The sequence below is a fragment of the Nostoc sphaeroides genome, from assembly GCF_003443655.1.
Classification (GTDB): domain Bacteria; phylum Cyanobacteriota; class Cyanobacteriia; order Cyanobacteriales; family Nostocaceae; genus Nostoc; species Nostoc sphaeroides.
Map to the genome: position 1 here is coordinate 4,196,634 of NZ_CP031941.1, position 21,753 is coordinate 4,218,386.

General features: G+C 39.7%; 13 protein-coding genes and 2 pseudogenes. 5 read left to right on the forward strand and 10 right to left on the reverse strand.

Features of this window, described 5'->3' with window-relative positions; genetic code table 11:
- Nucleotides 1-355: 355 nt before the first annotated feature.
- The gene (locus D1367_RS18740; protein WP_118167730.1) at nucleotides 356-2,728 is read left to right on the forward strand and encodes an NHL repeat-containing protein; all 2,373 of its coding nucleotides are present in this window, start codon (nucleotides 356-358) and stop codon (nucleotides 2,726-2,728) included.
- Nucleotides 2,729-2,815: 87 nt separating this feature from the next.
- A pseudogene (locus D1367_RS18745) lies at nucleotides 2,816-3,081 on the forward strand (DUF2887 domain-containing protein); the annotation flags it as partial.
- A gap of 119 nt (nucleotides 3,082-3,200) precedes the next feature.
- Here D1367_RS18745 and D1367_RS18750 read toward each other — a convergent pair.
- Nucleotides 3,201-8,645, reverse strand: a complete 5,445-nt coding sequence (locus D1367_RS18750; RefSeq protein WP_118167731.1) for an ATP-binding sensor histidine kinase — start codon at nucleotides 8,643-8,645, stop codon at nucleotides 3,201-3,203.
- Between the two features lie 232 nt (nucleotides 8,646-8,877).
- Entirely contained in the window at nucleotides 8,878-9,777 is a 900-nt protein-coding gene (locus D1367_RS18755) for an aspartoacylase (RefSeq protein ID WP_118167732.1), read from the reverse strand.
- Nucleotides 9,778-10,063: 286 nt separating this feature from the next.
- On the opposite strand from D1367_RS18755, the gene D1367_RS18760 reads away from it, so the two are divergent.
- Together D1367_RS18760 and D1367_RS18765 are read left to right on the forward strand one after the other, a co-directional pair.
- Entirely contained in the window at nucleotides 10,064-11,245 is a 1,182-nt protein-coding gene (locus D1367_RS18760; RefSeq protein ID WP_118167733.1) for a n-acyl-d-glucosamine 2-epimerase, read from the forward strand.
- A gap of 56 nt (nucleotides 11,246-11,301) precedes the next feature.
- Nucleotides 11,302-11,511 (forward strand): annotated as a pseudogene (locus D1367_RS18765) (Uma2 family endonuclease); the annotation flags it as partial.
- Nucleotides 11,512-11,764: 253 nt separating this feature from the next.
- Here D1367_RS18765 and D1367_RS18770 read toward each other — a convergent pair.
- From D1367_RS18770 to D1367_RS18790, 5 genes are all read right to left on the reverse strand, one after another.
- Nucleotides 11,765-12,106: a helix-turn-helix domain-containing protein gene (locus D1367_RS18770; RefSeq protein WP_118167734.1), complete on the reverse strand. Its 342-nt coding sequence runs from the start codon at nucleotides 12,104-12,106 to the stop codon at nucleotides 11,765-11,767.
- The gene (locus D1367_RS18775) at nucleotides 12,099-12,407 is read right to left on the reverse strand and encodes a type II toxin-antitoxin system RelE/ParE family toxin (RefSeq protein ID WP_323808683.1); all 309 of its coding nucleotides are present in this window, start codon (nucleotides 12,405-12,407) and stop codon (nucleotides 12,099-12,101) included. The genes D1367_RS18770 and D1367_RS18775 overlap by 8 nt, the downstream gene beginning before the upstream one ends.
- 125 nt (nucleotides 12,408-12,532) lie before the next feature.
- On the reverse strand, nucleotides 12,533-13,861 hold the full coding sequence (locus D1367_RS18780) for an ATP-binding protein (RefSeq protein ID WP_118167735.1): 1,329 nt from the start codon (nucleotides 13,859-13,861) through the stop codon (nucleotides 12,533-12,535).
- An 88-nt stretch (nucleotides 13,862-13,949) separates the two neighbouring features.
- Complete coding sequence (locus tag D1367_RS18785) at nucleotides 13,950-15,239, reverse strand: tellurite resistance TerB C-terminal domain-containing protein (protein WP_118171575.1); 1,290 nt, start codon at nucleotides 15,237-15,239, stop codon at nucleotides 13,950-13,952.
- A gap of 90 nt (nucleotides 15,240-15,329) precedes the next feature.
- Nucleotides 15,330-16,682, reverse strand: coding sequence for an ATP-binding protein (locus D1367_RS18790; protein ID WP_118167736.1), 1,353 nt, complete (start codon nucleotides 16,680-16,682; stop codon nucleotides 15,330-15,332).
- Nucleotides 16,683-16,899: 217 nt separating this feature from the next.
- Here D1367_RS18790 and D1367_RS18795 point away from each other — a divergent pair, with 217 nt between their 5' ends.
- Entirely contained in the window at nucleotides 16,900-17,238 is a 339-nt protein-coding gene (locus D1367_RS18795; protein WP_118167737.1) for a TMEM14 family protein, read from the forward strand.
- Between the two features lie 214 nt (nucleotides 17,239-17,452).
- On the opposite strand, the gene D1367_RS18800 is transcribed toward D1367_RS18795, so the two are convergent.
- From D1367_RS18800 to D1367_RS18810, 3 genes are all read right to left on the reverse strand, one after another.
- Nucleotides 17,453-18,313: a fructosamine kinase family protein gene (locus D1367_RS18800; protein ID WP_118171576.1), complete on the reverse strand. Its 861-nt coding sequence runs from the start codon at nucleotides 18,311-18,313 to the stop codon at nucleotides 17,453-17,455.
- Nucleotides 18,314-18,920: 607 nt separating this feature from the next.
- Complete coding sequence (locus tag D1367_RS18805; protein ID WP_118167738.1) at nucleotides 18,921-20,198, reverse strand: M16 family metallopeptidase; 1,278 nt, start codon at nucleotides 20,196-20,198, stop codon at nucleotides 18,921-18,923.
- 625 nt (nucleotides 20,199-20,823) lie between these two features.
- Nucleotides 20,824-21,690: a zinc metalloprotease HtpX gene (locus D1367_RS18810; RefSeq protein WP_118167739.1), complete on the reverse strand. Its 867-nt coding sequence runs from the start codon at nucleotides 21,688-21,690 to the stop codon at nucleotides 20,824-20,826.
- Between the last annotated feature and the right edge of the window lie 63 nt (nucleotides 21,691-21,753).

The window sequence follows — 21,753 nt, forward strand, 5'->3', positions numbered from 1 at the left end:
TAAACTATTTATATGTCAACGTCAACAACGAATAAAAACTTGTGTTTTTATTAACTACATAACATTGAATTTGAGACATCTGATACCTGCCAATTAACGAAGGTGAATCCTAGATAAAACCACTATAAATTCATCATTATGGAATTATTCTGTATTAATATTTACCAGACAAACTTGCTTTTCAGTAAAAATTAATACCTTGAAGAAGGATGTCAATATATTAGCTGAATAATCACAATCATAAGGTAAATATTGTAAAGAGTATGTAAAGTAGTTGGTTGTTTATAATAATTATATTTTTTGCGGATTACCGAAAAAATGATTGTATATAAATAATTAAAAGCTTAAAACATATATGAAAAATAAATTACTGGCGCAGTTAGTAAAACTCCATCACCAATTCAACCAGCACCTCAAAAAAATATTTAAAATTAGATATATACAAAAAAGTAAACCTTTGAAATTTTTACTCAGTCTGACTGTTGGAGTAATTGTTACTACTCTTGGAATTACAACAGACTGGGCAACAAATGGAACACGCACGCTTATCTACAAAACATCGTCGATAAGTAATACTATTGGCAGTGAAATGCCGATACAAAATAATACTGAAACACCCACGCTTACACAAAAAAAATTATCGATAAGTAATACTATTGCCAGTGAGAATCTGCTAGTACAAAACAATACAAGAACATCCACACCTACCTATAAAACATCGTGGATAGGTAACACGATTGGCAGTGGAAATCTGCGGGTACAAAACAATATTGAGGCAATGTATGTTGCCTCTGATGGCACAGTTTATACTAACAGCCATTGGGATGAGGCGGGAATGGAGGCAGCCATATATAAGGATGGTAAGGTTATTGGCGCGATTGGGGATACTCACGGCTGGAGTCGTGGCGGTGGCATAGCTGTAACAGCAAATAGTAAATATATTTACATTGCCATGACTCAAGGTTCCAGGGGCAAAACAAATGAAGATTACCCACCGGAAGGAACAACTTGGCATTGCGTTAGACGCTATGATTTGTCGGGAAAACCTGCGCCTTTTCCTAATGGGCGTGGCTGGGATAAAAGTATGATGATTACTAGTACTAAAAGTGAAGTCACTGGATTAGCAACTGTGGGAAGTGAGTTGTATGTGAGTGATTTTGCTGCTAACAAGATTCGTGTCTATGATACTGATACGATGAAGGAACTCCGCAGCTTTACCGTTGCTAATCCGGGAGCAATAACTATTGATCCACAAAAAAATCTCTGGATTATTCAAAGCAAAAATGGTAGTAAACCTGCCAAGATTTTACATTATTCGCAGAGTGGAAAGCAATTACCCCAACAGATTGCAGATATTGTTGAACCAACTGCGATCGCAATCGATCATCAAGGTAAGCTGTTGGTGGCAGAAAATGGCCCACGTCAGCAAATGTTGATTTATGACATCAAAGATAAGCCGACGCAGGTGGGTAGTTTTGGTTCTAAAGGTGGTATCTATGCAGGAGTTGCTGGTGAAGTTCGAGATTTGAAACTTTATGGACTTACCGGAGTTGGTGCAGATGCTTCAGGCAATATCTATATCAATAGTAATGGTTTCAACAAATCAGGCACAGATTTGCGGAAATTTTCGCCATCGGCAAAACTAATATGGCGATCGCTGGGATTGATATTCGTCGATAATGCAGATGCAGATCCGAAAACTGATGGTGTAGATTTATTCACCAAACAAGAACACTATCTGATGGACTACAGTAAGCCTGCTGGTAAGCAATGGACTTACAAAGCCTACACTTTAAATCCTTTCAAATATCCTCAAGATCCCCGACTGCATACATCACCAGATGGAACCTTTGTTCGCCGCATCCAAGGGAAGCCGTTTTTGTTCCTCACAGATATGTATAGCAGCTTTCTGCAAATATATCGTTTTAATCCAGACACAGATGGTAAAATAGCTATTCCAGCCGGAATGTTTGTCGGTAGCAATGGCGCAGATAAACCATTTCTTAAGGGAAATTGGCCACCGCATCAACCAAAACAAGGGGAATGGATCTGGCGCGATCGCAACAGTAATGGCAAATTTGAAAAGAACGAATATGATACCAGCAAAGATTATCCCTATATCGGCGGCTGGTGGGTAGACAGCAAAGGAGATGTTTGGAAAACTTTGCGAACACAAGATGGCATCCGCCACTATCCTTTACAGGGAATAGATGCTAAAGGCAACCCCATCTACAGCTATAGTTCGATGGAAAAGCAAACTACTCCCAAAATATTTAACGACTTGCGGCGAATCGAATATTTCCCCCAAACAGATACTATGTATTTGTCAGGGTTTACAGGAGATCACCCTGCATTCGGTGACGATACCGGAGTTGCTGGATCTGAGATTGCCCGTTTTGACAACTGGAGTAAAGGAAATCGTACTCCCAGTTGGCGAACTGTGATTCCCTACGACACCACTGGCAAGCGCGAAGTGTCTACAGCTGCAATCAGTGTTGCGGGAGACAATGTATTTGCAGTGACAGTTAAAACCGCAGAGGTATATGTCTATAATGCCAAAACGGGAGCGCAAGTACAACAGTTAAAACCAGGCCCAGAAGTTGGCAGCGAAAGTGGCTGGATTGATATACCTTATGGTATCCGTGCTTTTCGTCGTTCAAATGGTGAGTATCTGGTATTTGTCGAAGAAAATTGGAAAGGAAAAGTAATTATCTATCAGCTGCCCTGACTTTTCACGAATAATTTAGGATTGCTATATGTATGGAGATATGTGATTAAATATATCGCAGGTTGAATAAATTAAGCATAATGCTTCTACGAAAGAGTATTTGCAGAATCTTCACTATATTTCTACCGCAACCGGATTAGATTTAGCGACTGGCAAGCAGTGATAATTTACCCATCTCGTAGTCTTGAACAAAGGGATATTTATCCCCATCGTTCATTACTGAACAGTGAACAAGTACATTGAGTATATTAGGGGATATTCGCCAATTACCTTTATGGGTAGCGCTAATGGTGTTAACTACTGTGGAAGAAGAACAAGCACCACAAGAAGCTAGATATTTACTTGAGCGATCGCGCAGTGTTCCGCAGGATTACCGTAGGGGCTACGGGGATTTTGCTATGCGTAGCTTCTGTCTACGACACGCTGCGCGAACGTAGAGTAGGCATCACTTCTATAGTTTCCGAGCCAAAAATCATACCGGAATTTCTATAATAAATTCTGTACCCTGACCCAGAACTGAGTTAAAACTCAATTTGCCGCCGTGGGTTTCTTCAACTATTTGACAAGCGATCGCCAACCCCAAGCCTGTACCTTTACCAACAGCTTTAGTAGTAAATAAATGGTCAAATATTTTTGATTTTACTTCTTCATTCATCCCATTACCATTATCAGCAATGGCGATTTTAACGCTTTCATTTTCGACTGAGGTTGTAATTGTAATGCAGTTAGGATTGGCTTTAATCTCCTCAAATCTGCGTCCATGATTAGATTCTTCTAACGCATCAATGGCATTCGCTAGAAGATTCATAAAGACCTGATTTAATTGACCAGGGAAGCATTGAATTTGAGGTAAATCACCATAGTTAGTGACAACTTCAATAACAGGATGTTGTTTATTTGCCTTGAGGCGATGTTTGAGGATGAGAATTGTGCTGTCAAGACCTTCGTGGATATTAAACGGCACTTTATAATCTTTATCAGCGCGGGAAAAAGTTCTTAAACTAGTGCTGATATTTTCCAGGCGATCGCACGCCATCACCATTGAATCAATTATCTTGGGCAAGTCTTCTAAGGTATAATCCAAGTCAATTTCTTCGGCATGAGCGATAATTTCATCACCTGGATTGGGGAAACTTTCTTCATAGAGTTTGAAGTGTTTAACAATATCCGCAAGGCTGGGTTTAACTTGTTGAAGGCTGGCAGAAATAAAGCCCAAAGGATTATTCATTTCATGGGCTACCCCAGCAACTAAGTTACCCAATGCAGACATTTTCTCACTTTGGACAATTTGTAATTGGGCTTGTTGTAAATCTTGTAATGCAATTCCTGCTTGTTGATACAGTCGAGCATTTTCTAGGGATACTGCTGCTTGGGAAGAAAGTAAGTTAATTATACTGAGGCGTTCGCCCTTGGCGTTGGCGGAGCCATCGCTGTTAAATACCCCTTGAATCCTTTGATTTTCTAAATAGAGAATCCCCACCAAATGCCCTTGATTAATAATCGGAGTACAAAATACACTTTGGGGTTGATGTGACAACATATATTCCCCAATTAAACCAGGAATATCTGTTTTGCAATTGTCTATAACCACTGTTTGTTGGGTATTTTTGACGTAATGGATAATATTTACAGGAATATCTTGACAATTGTCTAGTGATTCTGGGCTGAGGCTCGTTTGTATTTTCTCATGATCAATAAAAGTAATTGCTCGTACTTGCCAAATATTTTCTTGGGGAAGCAGCAGTACAGCTTTTCTCGCGCCAGAGTTTTCTAAGATAATCCGGGTGAGACTGGCGATGAGTGTATCTAATTCCAGAGAACTGGAAATAGCAATAGCTGCTTTCAGGGCAGAGGTAAAATCTAAAACGTCGGAAATATTGGTGCCGACAGTAGTATTCGTGTAAGTAGATGAGAAAGTCCCACCAAAGCCAATAGTTTCTAGGGGATTGAGATTGAGATTAAGTTTTTGTTGTTTCAGGAGAAATTGGAGTAGTTGGGGATAGCGTTTTTCTAAGTCGGTAACTTTGGCTTTTGCTCCCCAACGGGCATAACAGTAGTATGCTTCTTGCATATAGACTTGAGCGATTTTTTCTTTACCGCATTCGAGGTAAAATTTAGCCGCGAGTTCGTTTGCTAAAGCTTCTTCTTGAATATAGCCGTTTTGTTTTGCCCCTGATATTGCCAAGTCGTAATATTCTTGTGCTTGAAGTTTATTGCCGAGAATGCGATCGCGTTCTGCTCTAATTAAATCGCATTTGTGTTTAATGTCGGTAGGAACTAATTTTGCCCGTCGTTCTAGGTTGTGCTGAATTTTGGTAACTCGTTTGAGTAGCTGCTTTTTTCGTTGAGGTGAGGAGTTAGGATAAGCAGCCAATCGCGTTAAGGCATCATAAAACCAAGCAGATATAATACCACAGACGGCAATTAATTCTTGTTCGTAGGGAAGGGAAGCATCTGCTGCATCAAGTGCTACTGAGATATTACTAAACAAGTATGCAACAAGTACTTTGAAGCAATAAATAATAGAAAGAAAGACAGCATCATTACTGGCTTGAAAGTGGGGAATTAGCTGTGTTTCATCGCACTCTGTGCCAACTAATATATGGGGTTGGGGGGATGCCTCCGTCAGATTTAGCATTACCTGCCGCAGTATACTAATTTGTTGTAGACTCACTTCATCTGGTATTTCCGTTGTCAATGCTTGATGGTAGAGTTCAGAAATTGGTAACAACTCAGTGAGTGGCTTTCCTAAGAAGAAGCCTACATTAATTTCACTGAAGTATCCCAGACCTCCGAAAGCAAAATCTCCACAATTCAAGGCTGCCTGTTTGCCTTCTTGAATCAAGTGTAAGCTGTTGCTGAGTGGTTGTTGCCACATTTGGCTGAAGATTGCTATGCTTACTTTTATTTTTCCTTCAATGTAGAGGTTTGGTAATTTATTTAGTAACTTGAGGGAAAATTGCCCCATTTGATAACTTGCTTCTAATTCCTGCAAATTTGATAAAATAATGCTATAGATTGTATAAAAACTAGATGACCAGATAGAATTACCCTGTTGAAGGGATTTTTGGACACCCAGAAATGCCAATAGTGCCATTAATGGCTGCGAACAGAAATATGCTGGATAGGAAATTAAATTGCTCATTCGCAGTACGACAATAGTTTCTGGATTTGTCATCACAGGTAATTGCAACAGTTTTTCTAAGGAATTACCACGCAATAAAACCTTAGTTTTGATTAATTCTGCCAACACTTGTAATTTACTTGGCTGCGATGGTAATTTAATCCCTAACAATTGGAGAAATTCTAAACCCGTATCAATCGACTTTTGATAATTCTTCTGGGCACTATAAGCTTGAATTTGAGCCTCATAAACAGCAAGGTTATCTACTACTGTTTGGGAATTAAGTTTTACTACCTGCATCAATTGAGTAACTTCTGCAAACCTACCCATCAGAAATGCTGTATCTGCGGCAATATTATGCAAACCAAGAGTAATATTATATTGCCGTTGCCAACTATTATCATCTAACAAACTCATCCCTTTTTCTGCATAACTAAAAGCCGCAGAATATGCCGTTGCTCTTCTCGCTTTCTCAGCAGCACTGAGATTAATTTGGGCAACTTTAATTTTCTCAACATCATCGGCGATCAGGGAAATTCCCATATTCAATTGATTGGCGATATCAAATAATTTATCTGTTTGTTCGCCATCTGAAGTATTGGATAATAATAAACGTCCAATCTGTAAATGAGTTGCTTGTTTATCTTCATCAATAATCAATGAATAAGCAGCTTGCTGAATACGGTCATGGGAGAATTTGTAATTAACAACATGGGACATTTCTTGTTGATAAATTGCTTCTTTATCGGCAATATAAAACTTATAAATTTCACTTTCCGGTAAAACCAAAGCTTCCTGCAAAGCTTTCCAAAGTGCGGCAGCAGTTTCATTTTCTGACTGTTGAGAAACAGCTGCTAAGGTCATCAAATTAAATTGATTGCCAATACATGCCGCTAACTTTAAAATCCCTTGGGTTGAAAAAGGCAGCTTTTGTAACTGTTGTGCCATAAATTCTACCACATCATCAGTCAATGCAGCTTGTTTAACTAGGGTGATATCGCACTGCCAGCATCCAAGATCAGGGTTGAATACAATCAAATTATCTTCATACAAAGCCTTGAGGAACTGTGTACTAAAAAATGGGTTTCCTTGAGTTTTTTGATATATTAACTGCGTCAAAGGTGTGGCTAGATCGTGTATGCAATTTAAAGTATCTGCAACCAGTCGATTTAAAGTATTTTCACTAAGAACTTGCAATGTAATACTATTAATAACTACACCAAGTTTATGCATCTCCTTTAAAGTCATCATCAAAGGATGTATTGGAGACACTTCATTATCCCGGTAAGCACCGATTAATAATAAATATCCGCTACCCTCACCCATCAATAATTCAACCAGTTTTAAAGAAGCCGAATCAGCCCACTGTAAATCATCCAAAAACATCACTAAGGGATGTTTTTGAGTTGTAAAAACGCTAATAAATTTCTGAAATATTGAATTAAATCTATTTTGGGCAGCAGTTCCTGATAATTCTGGTACTGCTGGTTGGATACCAATAATTCTAGATAATTCGGGGATGACTTCAATAATTACTTGTGCATTTTCCCCCACAGCCTCTAATATATTGCTTTTCCATTGCTGGATTTGAGCATCACTTTCTGTGAGCAATTGCGCCATTAAATCCCGGAAAGCTTGCACAAATGCACTGAAGGGAATATTCCGTTGAAATTGGTCATATTTACCTTTGATAAAATAACCGCGTTGCCGCACAATCGGTTTATGAACTTCGTTAACAACTGCGGTTTTACCAATGCCAGAAAAACCTGCTACCAGCATCATTTCTGTTGCACCAAGGCTGACTCTTTCAAATGCTTGGAGTAGAGTTGATACATCGGTTTCTCGTCCATAGAGTTTGTCGGGGATGATGAAGCGATCGCACACATCCCTACTCGCAATTTCAAAACTCTCAATCGAACCCGTAACTTGTAGCTGATGTAAGCAATTTTCTAAATCAAATTTCAGTCCCAACGCACTCTGATATCTGGATTCAGCATTTTTCTCCATTAACTTTTTGACGACTTCTGATAGTACAGATGGAATTTCTGGCTTAATTTCATGGGCTAAGGACGATGCTTTCGCAATATGATAATGTACTAACTCCATTGGATCGTTTGATTGAAATGGTAACTTTCCTGTTAGTAATTCGTAGAATGTCACGCCTAAAGAATAAAAATCAGTTCGGTAGTCAATCCCCCGATTCATTCTGCCTGTTTGTTCTGGAGAAATATAAGCAAGTGTCCCTTCTAAAACATTGGGATTAATTAGTGTTTGGGTTTCTCGTGGTAGCAGAGATGCAATACTAAAGTCAATTAATTTAACTTCTTTTGTTTCGGGATTAATTAAAATATTGGCGGGTTTAATATCTTTATGAATAATCCGCTCTCGATACAATATATTTAAGGTATTGCATAGTGCGATCGCAATTTGTAAAAACTCCATCAAAGATTCTACGCTTCCCCCCACTCCCCACTCCCTAGTGCGATTAATCGCGTCTCCCCACTCCTTTAGAGAAATCCCTCCAAAATCTTCCATCACCAGCGCATAGCCATTTTGGTAAGGTTCCAGGCTGTAGGTTTGGACAATCAGAGGTGAGTTAATATTTTTAGCAATGGTATACTGATTGCGAAACGACAAGAGTTCACTAAAACTCGGATAAAGATTTTTCAGTAGTTTAATCACTACTGGTAATGAGTCAGTTTCTCGATACCCTCGATAAACCAGCGTTCTGGAACCATTGTAGAGTTCTTCGCTGACTTGATATCCGGGAATATTCACAAGGGTGCTAACCATACTGCTAAATCCTAATGATTTACAGATTTAGTATTCCCAGATATATTACGAGACGCACAAGGGACGCAGACTCGCTTTAAGCGAACGCGAGTGCGTCTCTAAGAGTTGCCATGCCGTTACCACTGGATTTTTAATTGAGTGTGGGCTACTGTACCCCTTCTAAAATTTATGAATTATGAATTATGAATTATGAATTATGAATTATGAATTATGAATTATTATGCAACGCCTTTTAAACTATCTTTTGTTGTTTTTGACTTAGATGCATTGCAATTCCTTTCTCGTAGTAAGCTGCTTCATTAATAAAAATAGGATAAACAGTAGACTCTCCCTCATAGAAAATGTCTTTTCCTTCAAAAGTCAGAAACATCGGATCGCCTGGATTCAAAGGTTCATAATCCCTAAACTGAAGGTTAGGGTGAATCATAGCTTGAATCTCCCGGCGTAGGTGCAGCCCACCGTAGTCATCGCTTCTCGGATAATCGATAGTTTTAATGTATTGATAGAGTGTAAGCGTGCTGTTTTTCTGCGGAATATTGCCTTGGTTGCAACCTTCAAAATAGTCTAAAATTCCATAGATAAGCTGCTCTGTTTGCTGAAATAATTCAGCGTTTAAAATATTCTGAGCCACAGGGCCAACTTCTATAACAAAACCCAATTCGCACAAAGAACGGAGAAAACCACCTTCTCTAGATTGTTGATTAACAAAAACCTTTACCATCGGATTTATAGAACTTAAATAAGCGCCTAACCGAAGTAAAAAAGGATGCATATCACAAAAAATTAGACTTAATCCCATGTTGGCAGTTGTGCTGTGCAAATCAACAATTACATCTACAAAGGGCTGATTTTGCGGTTGCAATATCTGTTGAATTGCTTTTGCCCGCGTATCTTCATAACTTGAGAGTTGAGAATTTTGTAAGCCTTGATTAGTGAAGCAACGATTTAAATCCTTATCAATGTATCGTTTACCTTCTTCAATAGCTTTGAGATTGCCAAGTAATGCCAGAGTTTCAAAACTTGTTCTGTTGATTAAATTTGGATACTGCTGAAACTTTTTGACAAGATGTACTCCTGTTAACTCATTACCGTGGTTTCCTCCAACGATCGCAACTCGTTCAATCTGACTCATAACAACCTCATCTCTAAAAAACTACCCTACGGTTATTGATAATGGTGCAAGATACAAGATAGAAGTATCGGTTAGACTATATTTTATTTAAAGTTTTATCATACCTGCTGCTGACTAAATCTTGTAAAAGACTGACGCGATGTCTACGATGGTCACTGAGCTTGCCGAAGTGCGGGCTATGACGCTCCTGCGTCGCTAACGCTACGCTATCGGCGTCGCTCCATGTTCGAGTCAAAATATGATAACTGTTAAGCTGTTGGTTTTAGCACAAAAGGGGAGGAAATTTATGGAGTATAATTTTCAAGCAATCGCTGAACTTTACAAAAACGCTCTCCTCAACGACGTACTCCCATTTTGGGAAAAATATTCTCTCGATTGGCAGCAAGGCGGCTATTTTACCTGCCTCGATCGCGAAGGCAAAATTTATGATACAGACAAATTCATCTGGCTACAAAATCGCCAGGTGTGGACTTTTTCGATGCTTTACAATCAGCTAGAAAAACGCGAAAACTGGTTAAAAGTTGCTAGCAACGGCGCTAATTTTCTCGCCCAACATGGCAGAGATAGCGATGGTAACTGGTACTTTGCCCTCACCAGCGAAGGAAAACCACTGGTTGAGCCTTACAATATCTTTTCTGACTGCTTTGCAGCAATGGCATTTAGTAAATATGCACTCGCTGGCGGCGAAGAATGGGCAAAGGATGTGGCAATGCAGGCTTACAACAACGTATTACGCCGCAAGGATAACCCCAAGGGCAAATATAATAAAACCTATCCCGGTACACGCCCGATGAAATCATTGGCTGTACCAATGATTTTAGCCAACCTGACTCTAGAAATGGAATGGTTGCTGCCAAAGGAAACACTAGAGAATGTCTTAGCTGAGACAGTCCGCGAAGTGATGACCGATTTTCTTGACCAAGAACGGGGATTAATGTACGAAAACGTTACCCCTGACGGTTCTCACATAGATTGTTTTGAGGGACGGCTGATTAACCCCGGTCATGGTATCGAAGCGATGTGGTTCATCATGGATATCGCATGTCGCCAAAACGACACCAAAACTATTAACCAAGCCGTTGATGTGGTGCTAAATATTCTGAATTTTGCTTGGGATAGCGAGTACGGCGGGTTGTATTACTTTATGGATGCAGATGGTCATCCCCCACAAGAATTGGAATGGGATCAAAAGCTGTGGTGGGTTCACCTAGAATCTTTGGTTGCATTAGCGATGGGCTATCGCTTGAGTGGGCGTGAAGAGTGTTGGGAATGGTATGAAAAGATGCACGATTACACTTGGTCACACTTTGCTGATTCAGAATACGGTGAGTGGTTTGGCTATCTCAATCGCCGTGGAGAAGTATTGTTGAACCTTAAAGGTGGCAAATGGAAAGGATGTTTTCACGTACCGCGTGCATTGTATCTTTGTTGGCAGCAATTTGAGTCATTGCAACGCCTGCGGCAGTAAATAACGCAGTGAGTTTAATCTTTGCTAGTGTACAAATAGTATTGGAAAGATGTCTCATGAATGCTGTGACGCCTAAACGATTTGCGATCGCAGAATACCATCAATTGATTGAACTCGGATTTCTGACAGAGGGCGATCGTATTGAATTGATTCGAGGGGAACTGATTCAAATGACAGCAAAGGGAACGCCTCATACAGTTTGTAGTTCTCTCATCTGCCGTCAATTAGATCGGCTTTTAGGCGATCAAGCAGTCATCCGTGGACAAAGGTTCACCCAAAGCACAAGTAAGTTCAAAATTAGTATACTGAGCCAAGGGGTGGGATTGACATTTTCGGCTTTATGTGGTTAAAAACATAAAAAACTATTTGAACTATGTTTTTTCAATTATTTACGACAATTTGTCCTATTTTGAATGGAAAATTGATATTAAGATAGAGTTTTAAGCTTTTTATCTGTATCAAGAGCTACAAAATTAGATGCGCTTACCCTGTTCTGTCTATGCTGTAATTAAGCATTTTTCAGTTTTCTAATACATAACTACTAACTTTTGTTTGAGCCTGTGTTTGAGATTTTGGTTTCAACTTCACCACTATTTCCACATCACAACCTAAAACATTTAGAAATCGGAACAGTCGTTCTGTTGAAAAACCTGATAGTTTTCCCCTTATTAAAGCAGAAATATTAGGTTGATCGACTCCCAATAGTGCGGCCGCTTCAACTTGATTCATCTCCTGTTTAGCGATGATTTCACTGATTTGACGTGCAAGTTCTGCTTTGACAAGTAGTTCATCAGGGTTCGCTAAACCTAAATCTGCAAACACATTGCCGCTACTTCTTTGTATACTGATTTCTTCAGTCATTTTTCTCTTCCTTTTGTTTCCGGCTATAGTTTTGTGCGTGATGTTCTTTTGCCCGCTTAAGCCTTGCTTTAATTAATTCGATGTCTTGTTTTGGTGTAGTAATACCGTGTTTGGATTTCTTTTGAAAAGTATGTAAAACATAAATAACGTCTTCAAGTTTAACTGTATAAACAGCTCTGTAAGTGTCACCATCAAAGTCTTCTACAACTTCCAATACCCCAGCACCCTTAAATCCTTTGAGGGGTTTTGCTGAATCATGCTTTTCACCACACTGAGCCAAATACAGAGCATAACCCATCATTTGTTGAACTTATTCTGGAAACTCTCTTAAATCATCAAGCGAGCTTCCAACCCACTCGACTAGCTTTAATAAAGGACTCATCTTTTGCAAGATGCTAGTTTTGGCATACTTCATTAATGATAATATCACAAACTAAATTCGGCTGCGCCATCCTCATACACATCTGCATCCTTACCCACACCAGTAGGTTTAAATTTAGAGCCATGAATTAATTCACCAAACACAATTCCTGGATTTTGGTGAAGAATATTCAGCACACTCATAAAATCTCGCACAATTTCCCCTGGTGTAAGTAATGCTTCTGCACCTAAGCGATTAATAATTTCTTGCACAAACTCTTTCAACTCACTATTTTTCAAAGTCTGTTCATACCCAAAATTGAGTGCATGAATCTCAGCTAAACGTTGCAAAAGGGTCAATATTTCTGCTTCACTCAACGGATTTAGGCGAATCACTGGCCCTAAATGTTCCTGAACATTAGCTTGTGCAACAAAACGACTTTCTTTTGTCCGTCTTTGCCAAGCTTGGTCTGCAAAAAGTCCTCGTTTAGGGTCTTCTAAAAACTTCGTTGTTCCACCAACGACAATGCCAAGATGTTCTGCTTTGCACTGCATAGTATCGTTAAACATTGCCAGAAGTCGATTATAATTTTTTTCCCGCGTGACTGTGGTAGATATTTGATATAAATGAACAGCTTCATCAACTAAAATTAACAGTCCTTTATAGCCAATCTCAGCGACAAATTTAGCAAACAGTTTTATATAGTCATACCAACTATCATCATCAATAATTACCCGCACTCCTAAAGCTGCTTTCGCCTCAACTTTAGTAGTAAATTCTCCCCTCAACCAGCGCATCGCCGCATTTTTTAAATTATCATCATCCATTCGGTAGCCACGCCAATAAGCAATAATCACGCTACCAAAATCGAAACCGTGAACTAAATCTTCAATATACTGAACTACTTCCCTAATTTTCGATTCAACTTGGTCATCAAAACCATCGTCATTCGGACGCATTTCAGTTTCTTTAACAACTTCTTGTTGAATTTTATTAATCCACCCTTCTAAAATTGAGACTAAAGCACCACCATCAGGACGAGTTTTTGTAGCTAGGTGGCTCATTAATTCTCGATAAGTCGCTACACCTTCATGGTTGCTTCCAGCTAATCGACGTTCAGGGGATAAATCAGCATCAGCTACTACAAAACCTTGCTCCAGAGCATGGTTGCGAATTAGTTGTAATAAAAAACTTTTACCAGAACCGTAGTTACCAATTATGAAGCGAAATGCTGCTACACCTTCTGCAATATCATCGAGATTTTGTAATAGGCTTTTGAGTTCTTTTTCTCGCCCTACTGCTATATATTCAACTCCCACTCTTGGTACTACTCCCGCACCAAGAGAATTAATTAAAGCAGTGGAGATTTTTTTCGAGATTTTGAGCTTTGCCATGTATTACACTTCACTTTCTTGTAAACGCAGAAGCACGCTGTAAGTACGGTACATATTCACCTTACTACCTTACGACGGCAATAATAATTTAATTTGACGAAGCATGTCTAGCCATCAGGTCTTCATACATTGCAATCATTTTTTTTACATGCGTCATATATTCAGGGTAAACTTCTGGACTTTCCGAATTTGAATCAATTATTAATTCACCAATAGTATCATTTGCTCGTTCATTTATAGAATCTATTAATAGATTTGGCATAGTAATGTTTGCTTCAGCAATTTTTTTAATAGCAGCATTAGGATTATCTTGTTCGACTATAGCTTTTAATACTTGTAGTTCGTATCCTGGAAGATTTTCTAAGAAATTAGTCCATTCTTCAGGTAAATTATCCGATGTATCAGCTTCCGAAGTTTTGATGATTGCTGTAGTTTCCATTATCTCAGAAAATGGAAACAATTCATTATCATCTTCATTGGAATTATCAGACAAATGTTCTGGATTGAATGTTTCTATTTGTTGAAGTAATTCCCATACTTGATTTTGTAATGAATCTCGTTCTTCTTGCAATAGTGAAACTTGCCCTTGCAATTGCTGGAATTCGGCTTTTTGTTCTGCTAGTTGGGTTTGTGAAGAATCCAGGATAGCTTGGATATTTTCTGTTTCGGCTTTTGTCGCTACCAGCAATTGATTTTTTTTGGTTGTCTCAACTTCTAACTCTTGAATTGCAATTCGCAGTTCGTATAATTTTTCTTCTAATTGGGGTTTAAGTCTGCCTAAAAGAGTTAAATTGCTTTCAATTTCTTGTTTCTCTTGGTGGAGTTCGGAAATTTGACTTTGCAAATGGGTGATTTCACTACGAGATACATTACAATTAGACTCTAGACGGCGCTTTTCTGTTGTGAGGACAGAAAAAGCATTGTTCAATTCTGTTTGATTTTTCTGCAAGTTATTAATTTCAGTTTGCAGGCTATTGATTTCAGTTTCTAACTGTTTTTTTTGTCCGGCAAATGTTCTTAGTTCTCGATGTAAACTATCCCTTTGGTTACGGCTTTCTGTTACTTGACTTTGCAGTTGTTGTGACTCTGCATATAATAAATTATGATGTTCTTCTATTTGATTTATTTCTCTGACGACACGAGCTTTCAATTCCTCCATTTCTTTAATTCGCTTGCGGATAGAACCTAAAATAAATATTTCATAATTTCTGCGTCGCTTATCTACGAATAATGCTGCTCCATAGATAGTAACGGCAGTAATTAAACCTGTGAGAAAGGCTTTATTAAAATCCCAGTTGGGGACGAGGCTAAGACCAAAACTCACACTAAAGGCAACTATCCCTAGTATAAATCGATTGCTGATCGTTACTGATTGCATATTGCTGGTTTTTAGCGTAGTTAAATTATCAGAAAAAGTAGCTCTCATACTAATTTGTAATTCGTAATTAAAAAAGACATAGATAAATATTTACTGCTCGGTGTTGGATGTATTGTTATTTTCATGCAAAAGTCTTAAATCTGCTTTTAGAAAATCAATAAATTGCCGCGCTGTGCGTCCAGAACGACCGTTGTGGCGAGTTGCCCATTGTAATGCTTGAAATTCCAAATCTTCTTGGGTAATATTAATTTCAGCTTGTGCCGCTAGATGCTGTACAATTTTTAAATAAGTTTTCTGATCGGCTGGTTCAAAGGTCAAGGTTAAACCAAAGCGATCGCTAAACGAAAGTTTCTCCTGCATCGTATCCCAAGCATGGATTTCCTCGTTATCCTTGGGGGTAGGTCTATCCACAAAAAACTCCCGAATCAGGTGGCGGCGATTGGAAGTAGCATACACAACTACATTTTGCGATCGCGCCGTTAAATTACCTTCTAAAACTACCTTAAGCGCTTTAAAGGCATCATCATCTTCTTCAAAGGAAAGATCATCGACAAAGATGATAAATTTTTGTGACACTCCTCGTAAATGTTCCACAATTTTTGGTAGGTCTTTTAAATCAGATTTTGCCACTTCCAACAACCGGAGGCTACGATTACTATATTCATTTAACAAAGATTTTACTAAAGAAGATTTGCCAGAACCCCGACTACCGTAAAGTAATACATGCAGTGCCATCTCTCCTGATAATAAAAACTCTGTATTTTTCAGCAAAGCATCTTTTTGAGACTCATAACCTACTAGCGCACTTAGCTTAATTGGATCGGAATACCGAATACCGATAAACTGCCCAGCTTGCCAACGGAAAGCGCGATATTCTGCAAATAAACCAGAGCCATATTGCCGATAATAAGCCGCTAACTTTTCTACAGCATCACCCCAATTATCTAACTCTTGTAGATATGTAGCGAATGTCTCTCCTCCTACCAATTCTTGCTCTTTATACCACACTACTGGCGAAATAGGCATGTGAGCTACGCCTTGTATCCACTCACTCAAAGAAGCGCTGCTACATTCATAGAGACTTTGCAATATTTGTAAATCATGCCGAACTGCTGCAACTATTGCTGGGGGTAAATCCTCAAATTCTCGCACTTGAGCAAGCTTTGTAAAAGGATTATCAGAGAAGAGAAGTTGAGTAATTAAATAGTCTTCCCAATTTTGATTTTTAGCAGCCAAAGCGTGGAAGTAACTACCGTAGGCTTGCAGACAACCCCGCGCATCGGCATCAGTGTAACGTATAGCTTGCAACAGTTCCAGAAATGCCGTCCCCACTTCGCCTTGCAGAACAGACTGGTACAGTAAAAGTGAGGCTGCTTGGCGCTGGAGATATTGAACCTTTGTATATGAGGAAGTATTTGCTATTGGCATTACTCGATTATCCATCAATAAACTGTGTGGTAAGCTGATATGCGTCTAAATTATATAAACATTCTTTATAATCGTTGACGGTTGACGGTTGACGGTTATCGGTCATCAGTCAACCGTCAACAGTCATCAGGTAAATGTACAAGTTAAATGCGTAACAGCTTATAGCTAAATAGCTATGGTAAATTGTCTGCTGACACTGGCAGTAAAGTCAAAGTCTACATAGGTTTCAACAATGAATTTAAGTATAATTGCTGCTTTTGCCTACGGCATCTTAGCGATGTCTACGACGGGCTACGCCTACGCTGGTGGCATCATGGGCTACATTCAAGCTAGAAGTAAGGTTTCACTCTTAAGTGGTAGCATTAGCGGTTTATTACTAGTAATTGCGGCTTTCTTTCAACTCCAAGGGCAAAGCTGGGGGTCGATTTTAGCGGTGATAGTTACTGCTGTTTTGGTAGTCGTTTTTGCAATTCGGCTGGCTAAAACACGCAAGTTTATGCCGGCGGGATTAATGACGATTTTGGGTATGTTGGCTTTGGGGGTGATGGTTAGTCAAATGGTGAGGAATTGAGAGTTTAATACCAATTGGAAAAAAGAATGCGACAAATAGACCATTTGTAGAGACGCGATTCATCGCCATTTGTAGAGACGCGATTCATCGCCATTTGTAGAGACGCGATTCATCGCGTCTTTACCCAAGGATATGTTGCAATCATTAATTGAATTGGTATAAATTTAAACGCAGAGGGACGCAAAGGGAAGCGCGGAGGTACGCAAAGTTGTAGTTAGCGCAAAATTTGGTCAATCATTCGGTTCGCCTGGGAAGCATAACTGCCGCCAAATAAATTGAAGTGATTCAAAATGTGATATAGGTTATAAAGTGTTTTTCTTTGCTCATAGCCTGGATCTAGGGGAAAGGCTTTGTTATAACCTTGGTAAAATGCTGCGGGGAATCCACCAAATAATTCTGTCATGGCTATATCAACTTCGCGATCGCCAAAATAAGTTGCTGGATCAAAAATTACTGGTTCTCCTGAGTTAGTACACCCGGCATTTCCGCCCCATAAATCGCCATGTACTAAAGAAGGTTGCACCTGATGCGTCAATAGTTCAGGGATTGCAGCTAGTAATTTTTCTGAAGAGGGGAAATTTCCTCCCTTTCGCCTTGCCAACTGAAATTGATAACCCAGGCGATGTTTAATATAAAATTCTGTCCAGTCTGCTGTCCAAGTATTGATTTGGGGCGTGGAACCAATAGTATTGTTAATTTTCCAACCAAAACCTTGGCTACTGCTAGTTTTATGCATCGCCGCCAACTTGCGCCCCATCTCTTCCCACGAATTGCTGTTACCGCTACCAAGTTCTAACCATTCCAGCACGATGTAGCTAGAATTGTCAGCTACACCCCAGCTTAGAGGATTTGGGACGCGAATACTAGCTGTTGCTAGCATTTCTTTTAAACCCATTGCCTCAGCCTCAAACATCGCAGCTTGGGATGCTTGGTTAATCTTAAGGAAGTAGGTTATCTCACCATTAGAGATAGCATAACCTTGGTTGATGCATCCGCCACCAACCGATCGCCGTTGCTGACTCTGAAATTTTTCACCAGTCACCTGGCTAATTTGAGCATCTATTTGAGTCCACATTGTTAAATCAAAGTTAGGAGTTAAATCAAAGTTAGGAGTTAAATCAAAGTTAGGAGTGAGAAGTGAGGAGTGAGGAGTTAAATCAAACTTAGGAGTTAAATCAAAGTTAGGAGTGAGAAATGAGGAGTGAGGAGTTAAATCAAAGTTAGGAGTTAAATCAAAGTTAGGAGTGAGAAGTGAGGAGTGAGGAGTTAAATCAAACTTAGGAGTTAAATCAAAGTTAGGAGTGAGAAGTGAGGAGTGAGGAGTTAAATCAAACTTAGGAGTTAAATCAAAGTTAGGAGTGAGAAGTGAGGAGTGAGGAGTTAAATCAAACTTAGGAGTGAGAAATGAGGAGTGAGGAGTTAAATCAAACTTAGGAGTAAGGAGACACAATCATGGTCTTTTACTCATAACTCCAAACTCCTAACTCCAAACTCCTAACTCCTAACTCCAAACTCCTAACTCCAAACTCCTAACTCCTAACTCCAAACTCCTAACTCCAAACTCCTAACTCCAAACTCCTAACTCCTAACTCCTAACTCCTAACTCCTAACTCCTAACTCCTAACTCCTAACTCCTAACTCCAAACTCCTAACTCCTAACTCCTAACTCCTAACTCCTAACTTTACAATGGCTTGACGACAACTACACCATAAGCATCTGGGGAAAGATACTCTTTGGCTGCTTGCATCAAGTCGGTTGCATCTTGGCTCTGAATATGATCTGGGTAGTTAAAGGCGGGTTCTAAATCTCCCACCAAAGACTGATAATAACCATACAACCCTGTGCGATCGCTTGGTGTTTCATTGCTAAAAATAAATCTGTTCGCTACTCGCCGCCGTACACGGGCAATTTCTGACTCTGTGACTAACTCAGTTTGGACTGTGCGAATATGTTGAGCGATCGCATCTTCTACTTCTGCTAAATTTTCCACTGCACATTTAGCTGAAATATAAAATGTCCCTTGCAGCTGATTGCTCATGTTGCTCACAGAAATTGAAGAAACTAATCCCCGTTCTTCTCGTAAATCCCTCACCAGCCTTGATGTTCGTCCATGTCCCAAAATTCCTGCTAAAACATCTAGTCCATAGGTGCGATCTAACTGAACCATTCCTGGAACCCGCCAAACCATCACTAGTCTTGCTTGCTGGAGACTTTCATCTACAAATTCTCGACGGACAATTTCTGTAAATGGTTGCTCAGTGGGCAGTGGGGAGTGGGTAACGCGATTAATCGTGTCTCTACTGAGTTTTGTAAATCCTTCAGCAACGATCGCAATTAATTCTTCCACAGGCAAATTGCCCACAGCTACAGCAGTAATTGACTGGGGTTGATACCAACTAGTATGAAAATCTCGCATCTGCTGGGGTTTCAGTTCAGCAATCACCGATTCTGGCCCCAATACTGCACGGCGATAAGGTAGTTTATCAAAGGCTGTCTCCATCGCCCGCCTAAATGTCCGCCGTTGGGGATTATCCTCTGAACGCCTAATTTCTTCTAAAACTACTAATCGCTCCCGTTCAAAAGCATCATCAGGAATACTCGCATTGGATACTACATCTATTTGTAGTGGAGCAAGCTCGGCAAAATCTTTAGGGGCAGTGGTTATATAGTAATGAGTATAATCTTGGCTAGTAGCAGCATTGGTAACAGCACCCCGTTCTTCAATTCGACGTTCAAACTCGCCGCTAGCCAGTCGTTCTGTTCCCTTAAAAATCATGTGCTCTAAAAAGTGAGCCATGCCGTTAATGCTATCAGATTCTACGGCTGAACCAACTTTAATCCATAAGTTGAGGTTTACAGCTTCAACTGGCATCTGCTCCGCTATGATTGTCAAACCATTGGGTAACTGATGCAAGGTTGGGCTATTAAGGCGAGGAAGTTTCCGCAAGGTTGAAGTCATTGCTACTTGTATGAGGAGCTATGTTACCTCTTTATCTTATCCGTGACCGAAGAGACAGGGGAGCAGGGGGCAGGAAGAAAGCAAACTGGGGTTTGAGTAAGTCAAATGGCATTTTGAGAAAGCAAAAGCTTCTTTTACTTGCGGAAAACACCAAAATTAGAAAGCAAACTGGGGTTTGAGAAAGCAAAAGCTTCTTTTACTTGGGGAAAACACCAAAATTAGAAAGCAAACTGGGGTTTGAAAAAGCAAAAGCTTCTTTTACTTGCGGAAAACACCAAAATCAGAAAGCAAACTGGGGTTTGAGTAAGTCAAAGCTTCTTTTGAGTAAGTAATTGCGGATTTTGCTTATTGAATTTAGTCAAAGTATGAAGTTTAGATAAAAATATTGAAAAAATTACTGAGAAATTTTGAACCGTCAGATGTAAAAAAACAAAGTCCCCGGCTTTTCTAAAAAGTCGGGGATTTTTTTGTAGCCTTTTGGGTTAAGGCTAAAAAATAAAACTGGTGTAGGTTGGCTTGAGGAACGAAACCCAACATTATCAAGGCTTTGTTGGGTTTCACTTCGTACCCCTACGGGGAAGCAAGCTAAAAATAAGCCATTGTAAATTTCACAAATGACTAATGACTAAACCGTTGTTGACAGTTGTTGCTCTAGTTTCAGTAATGCTGCAACTCGCACCTCTGTAGCAGGGTGACTAGAGAATAAGTTACCCATAAACTGTCCAGAGATAGAATTAATAATTAATAACGGCTCATAAGCTGGATTAGCATTTAAAGGCATCTGTTTTGCTGATGCTTCTAAACGTTGTAGTGCCCTAGCTAAGGCGCGGGGATTACCAGTTAATCTAGCTGAACCTGCATCAGCAGAGAATTCTCGTGTGCGCGAAATTGCTAGCTGAATAATCGTTGCAGCCACTGGCGCAAGCATTACTGTTAATAAAACTCCCAAAGGATTTGCACCTTTGTTGTCATCTCGTGAACCACCGCCAAACCATAAGCTGTAACTAACCATTTGCGCTAGAAATGAGATTGCACCAGCAACAGTAGCAGCAACGGCTTGTGTCAGGGTGTCACGATTAATAATGTGGGTAAGTTCGTGGGCGATAACGCCTTCAAGTTCGTCCTCTGGCAATATCTTCAAAATGCCTTCGGTGACAGCCACAGCAGCGTGTTCTGGATCGCGCCCTGTAGCGAAGGCGTTTGCACCAAGGCTTGGAACAATGTAAACTCTAGGCATGGGAATGTTAGCGCGATCGCTTAATCTCTGCACCATCCGATAAAGTCCTGGTGCTTCCCCTTCACTCACCGGCTGGGCTTGGTATACTGCCAGAGCAATCTTATCTGATTGATACCAGGAAAATAGGTTTGTTACTGCTGCTAAACCTATCCCTATTATCAAGCCACTAGAACCGCCAATTACCCAGTAACTAATTGCGATTAAAAGACCACTTAATGCAGCTAGCAAAGCAGCCGTTTTCAATTGATTTGTCATGTTTTTGCTCTCCTGCTAATGCTGTCTTATTTTTCTCTTAAACAGCATTCATTAAGCTACATT

What these genes read in the sequence shown, in the direction of transcription:
- D1367_RS18805 (WP_118167738.1), bottom strand. Translation starts at nt 20,198, where the DNA reads ATGACTTCAACCTTGCGGAAACTTCCTCGCCTTAATAGCCCAACCTTG.
- D1367_RS18775 (WP_323808683.1), bottom strand. Translation starts at nt 12,407, where the DNA reads ATGATGGGTTATGCTCTGTATTTGGCTCAGTGTGGTGAAAAGCATGAT.
- D1367_RS18770 (WP_118167734.1), bottom strand. Translation starts at nt 12,106, where the DNA reads ATGACTGAAGAAATCAGTATACAAAGAAGTAGCGGCAATGTGTTTGCA.
- D1367_RS18750 (WP_118167731.1), bottom strand. Translation starts at nt 8,645, where the DNA reads ATGGTTAGCACCCTTGTGAATATTCCCGGATATCAAGTCAGCGAAGAA.
- D1367_RS18785 (WP_118171575.1), bottom strand. Translation starts at nt 15,239, where the DNA reads ATGCAATCAGTAACGATCAGCAATCGATTTATACTAGGGATAGTTGCC.
- D1367_RS18795 (WP_118167737.1), top strand. Translation starts at nt 16,900, where the DNA reads ATGAATTTAAGTATAATTGCTGCTTTTGCCTACGGCATCTTAGCGATG.
- D1367_RS18790 (WP_118167736.1), bottom strand. Translation starts at nt 16,682, where the DNA reads ATGGATAATCGAGTAATGCCAATAGCAAATACTTCCTCATATACAAAG.
- D1367_RS18780 (WP_118167735.1), bottom strand. Translation starts at nt 13,861, where the DNA reads ATGGCAAAGCTCAAAATCTCGAAAAAAATCTCCACTGCTTTAATTAAT.
- D1367_RS18760 (WP_118167733.1), top strand. Translation starts at nt 10,064, where the DNA reads ATGGAGTATAATTTTCAAGCAATCGCTGAACTTTACAAAAACGCTCTC.
- D1367_RS18755 (WP_118167732.1), bottom strand. Translation starts at nt 9,777, where the DNA reads ATGAGTCAGATTGAACGAGTTGCGATCGTTGGAGGAAACCACGGTAAT.
- D1367_RS18810 (WP_118167739.1), bottom strand. Translation starts at nt 21,690, where the DNA reads ATGACAAATCAATTGAAAACGGCTGCTTTGCTAGCTGCATTAAGTGGT.
- D1367_RS18740 (WP_118167730.1), top strand. Translation starts at nt 356, where the DNA reads ATGAAAAATAAATTACTGGCGCAGTTAGTAAAACTCCATCACCAATTC.
- D1367_RS18800 (WP_118171576.1), bottom strand. Translation starts at nt 18,313, where the DNA reads ATGTGGACTCAAATAGATGCTCAAATTAGCCAGGTGACTGGTGAAAAA.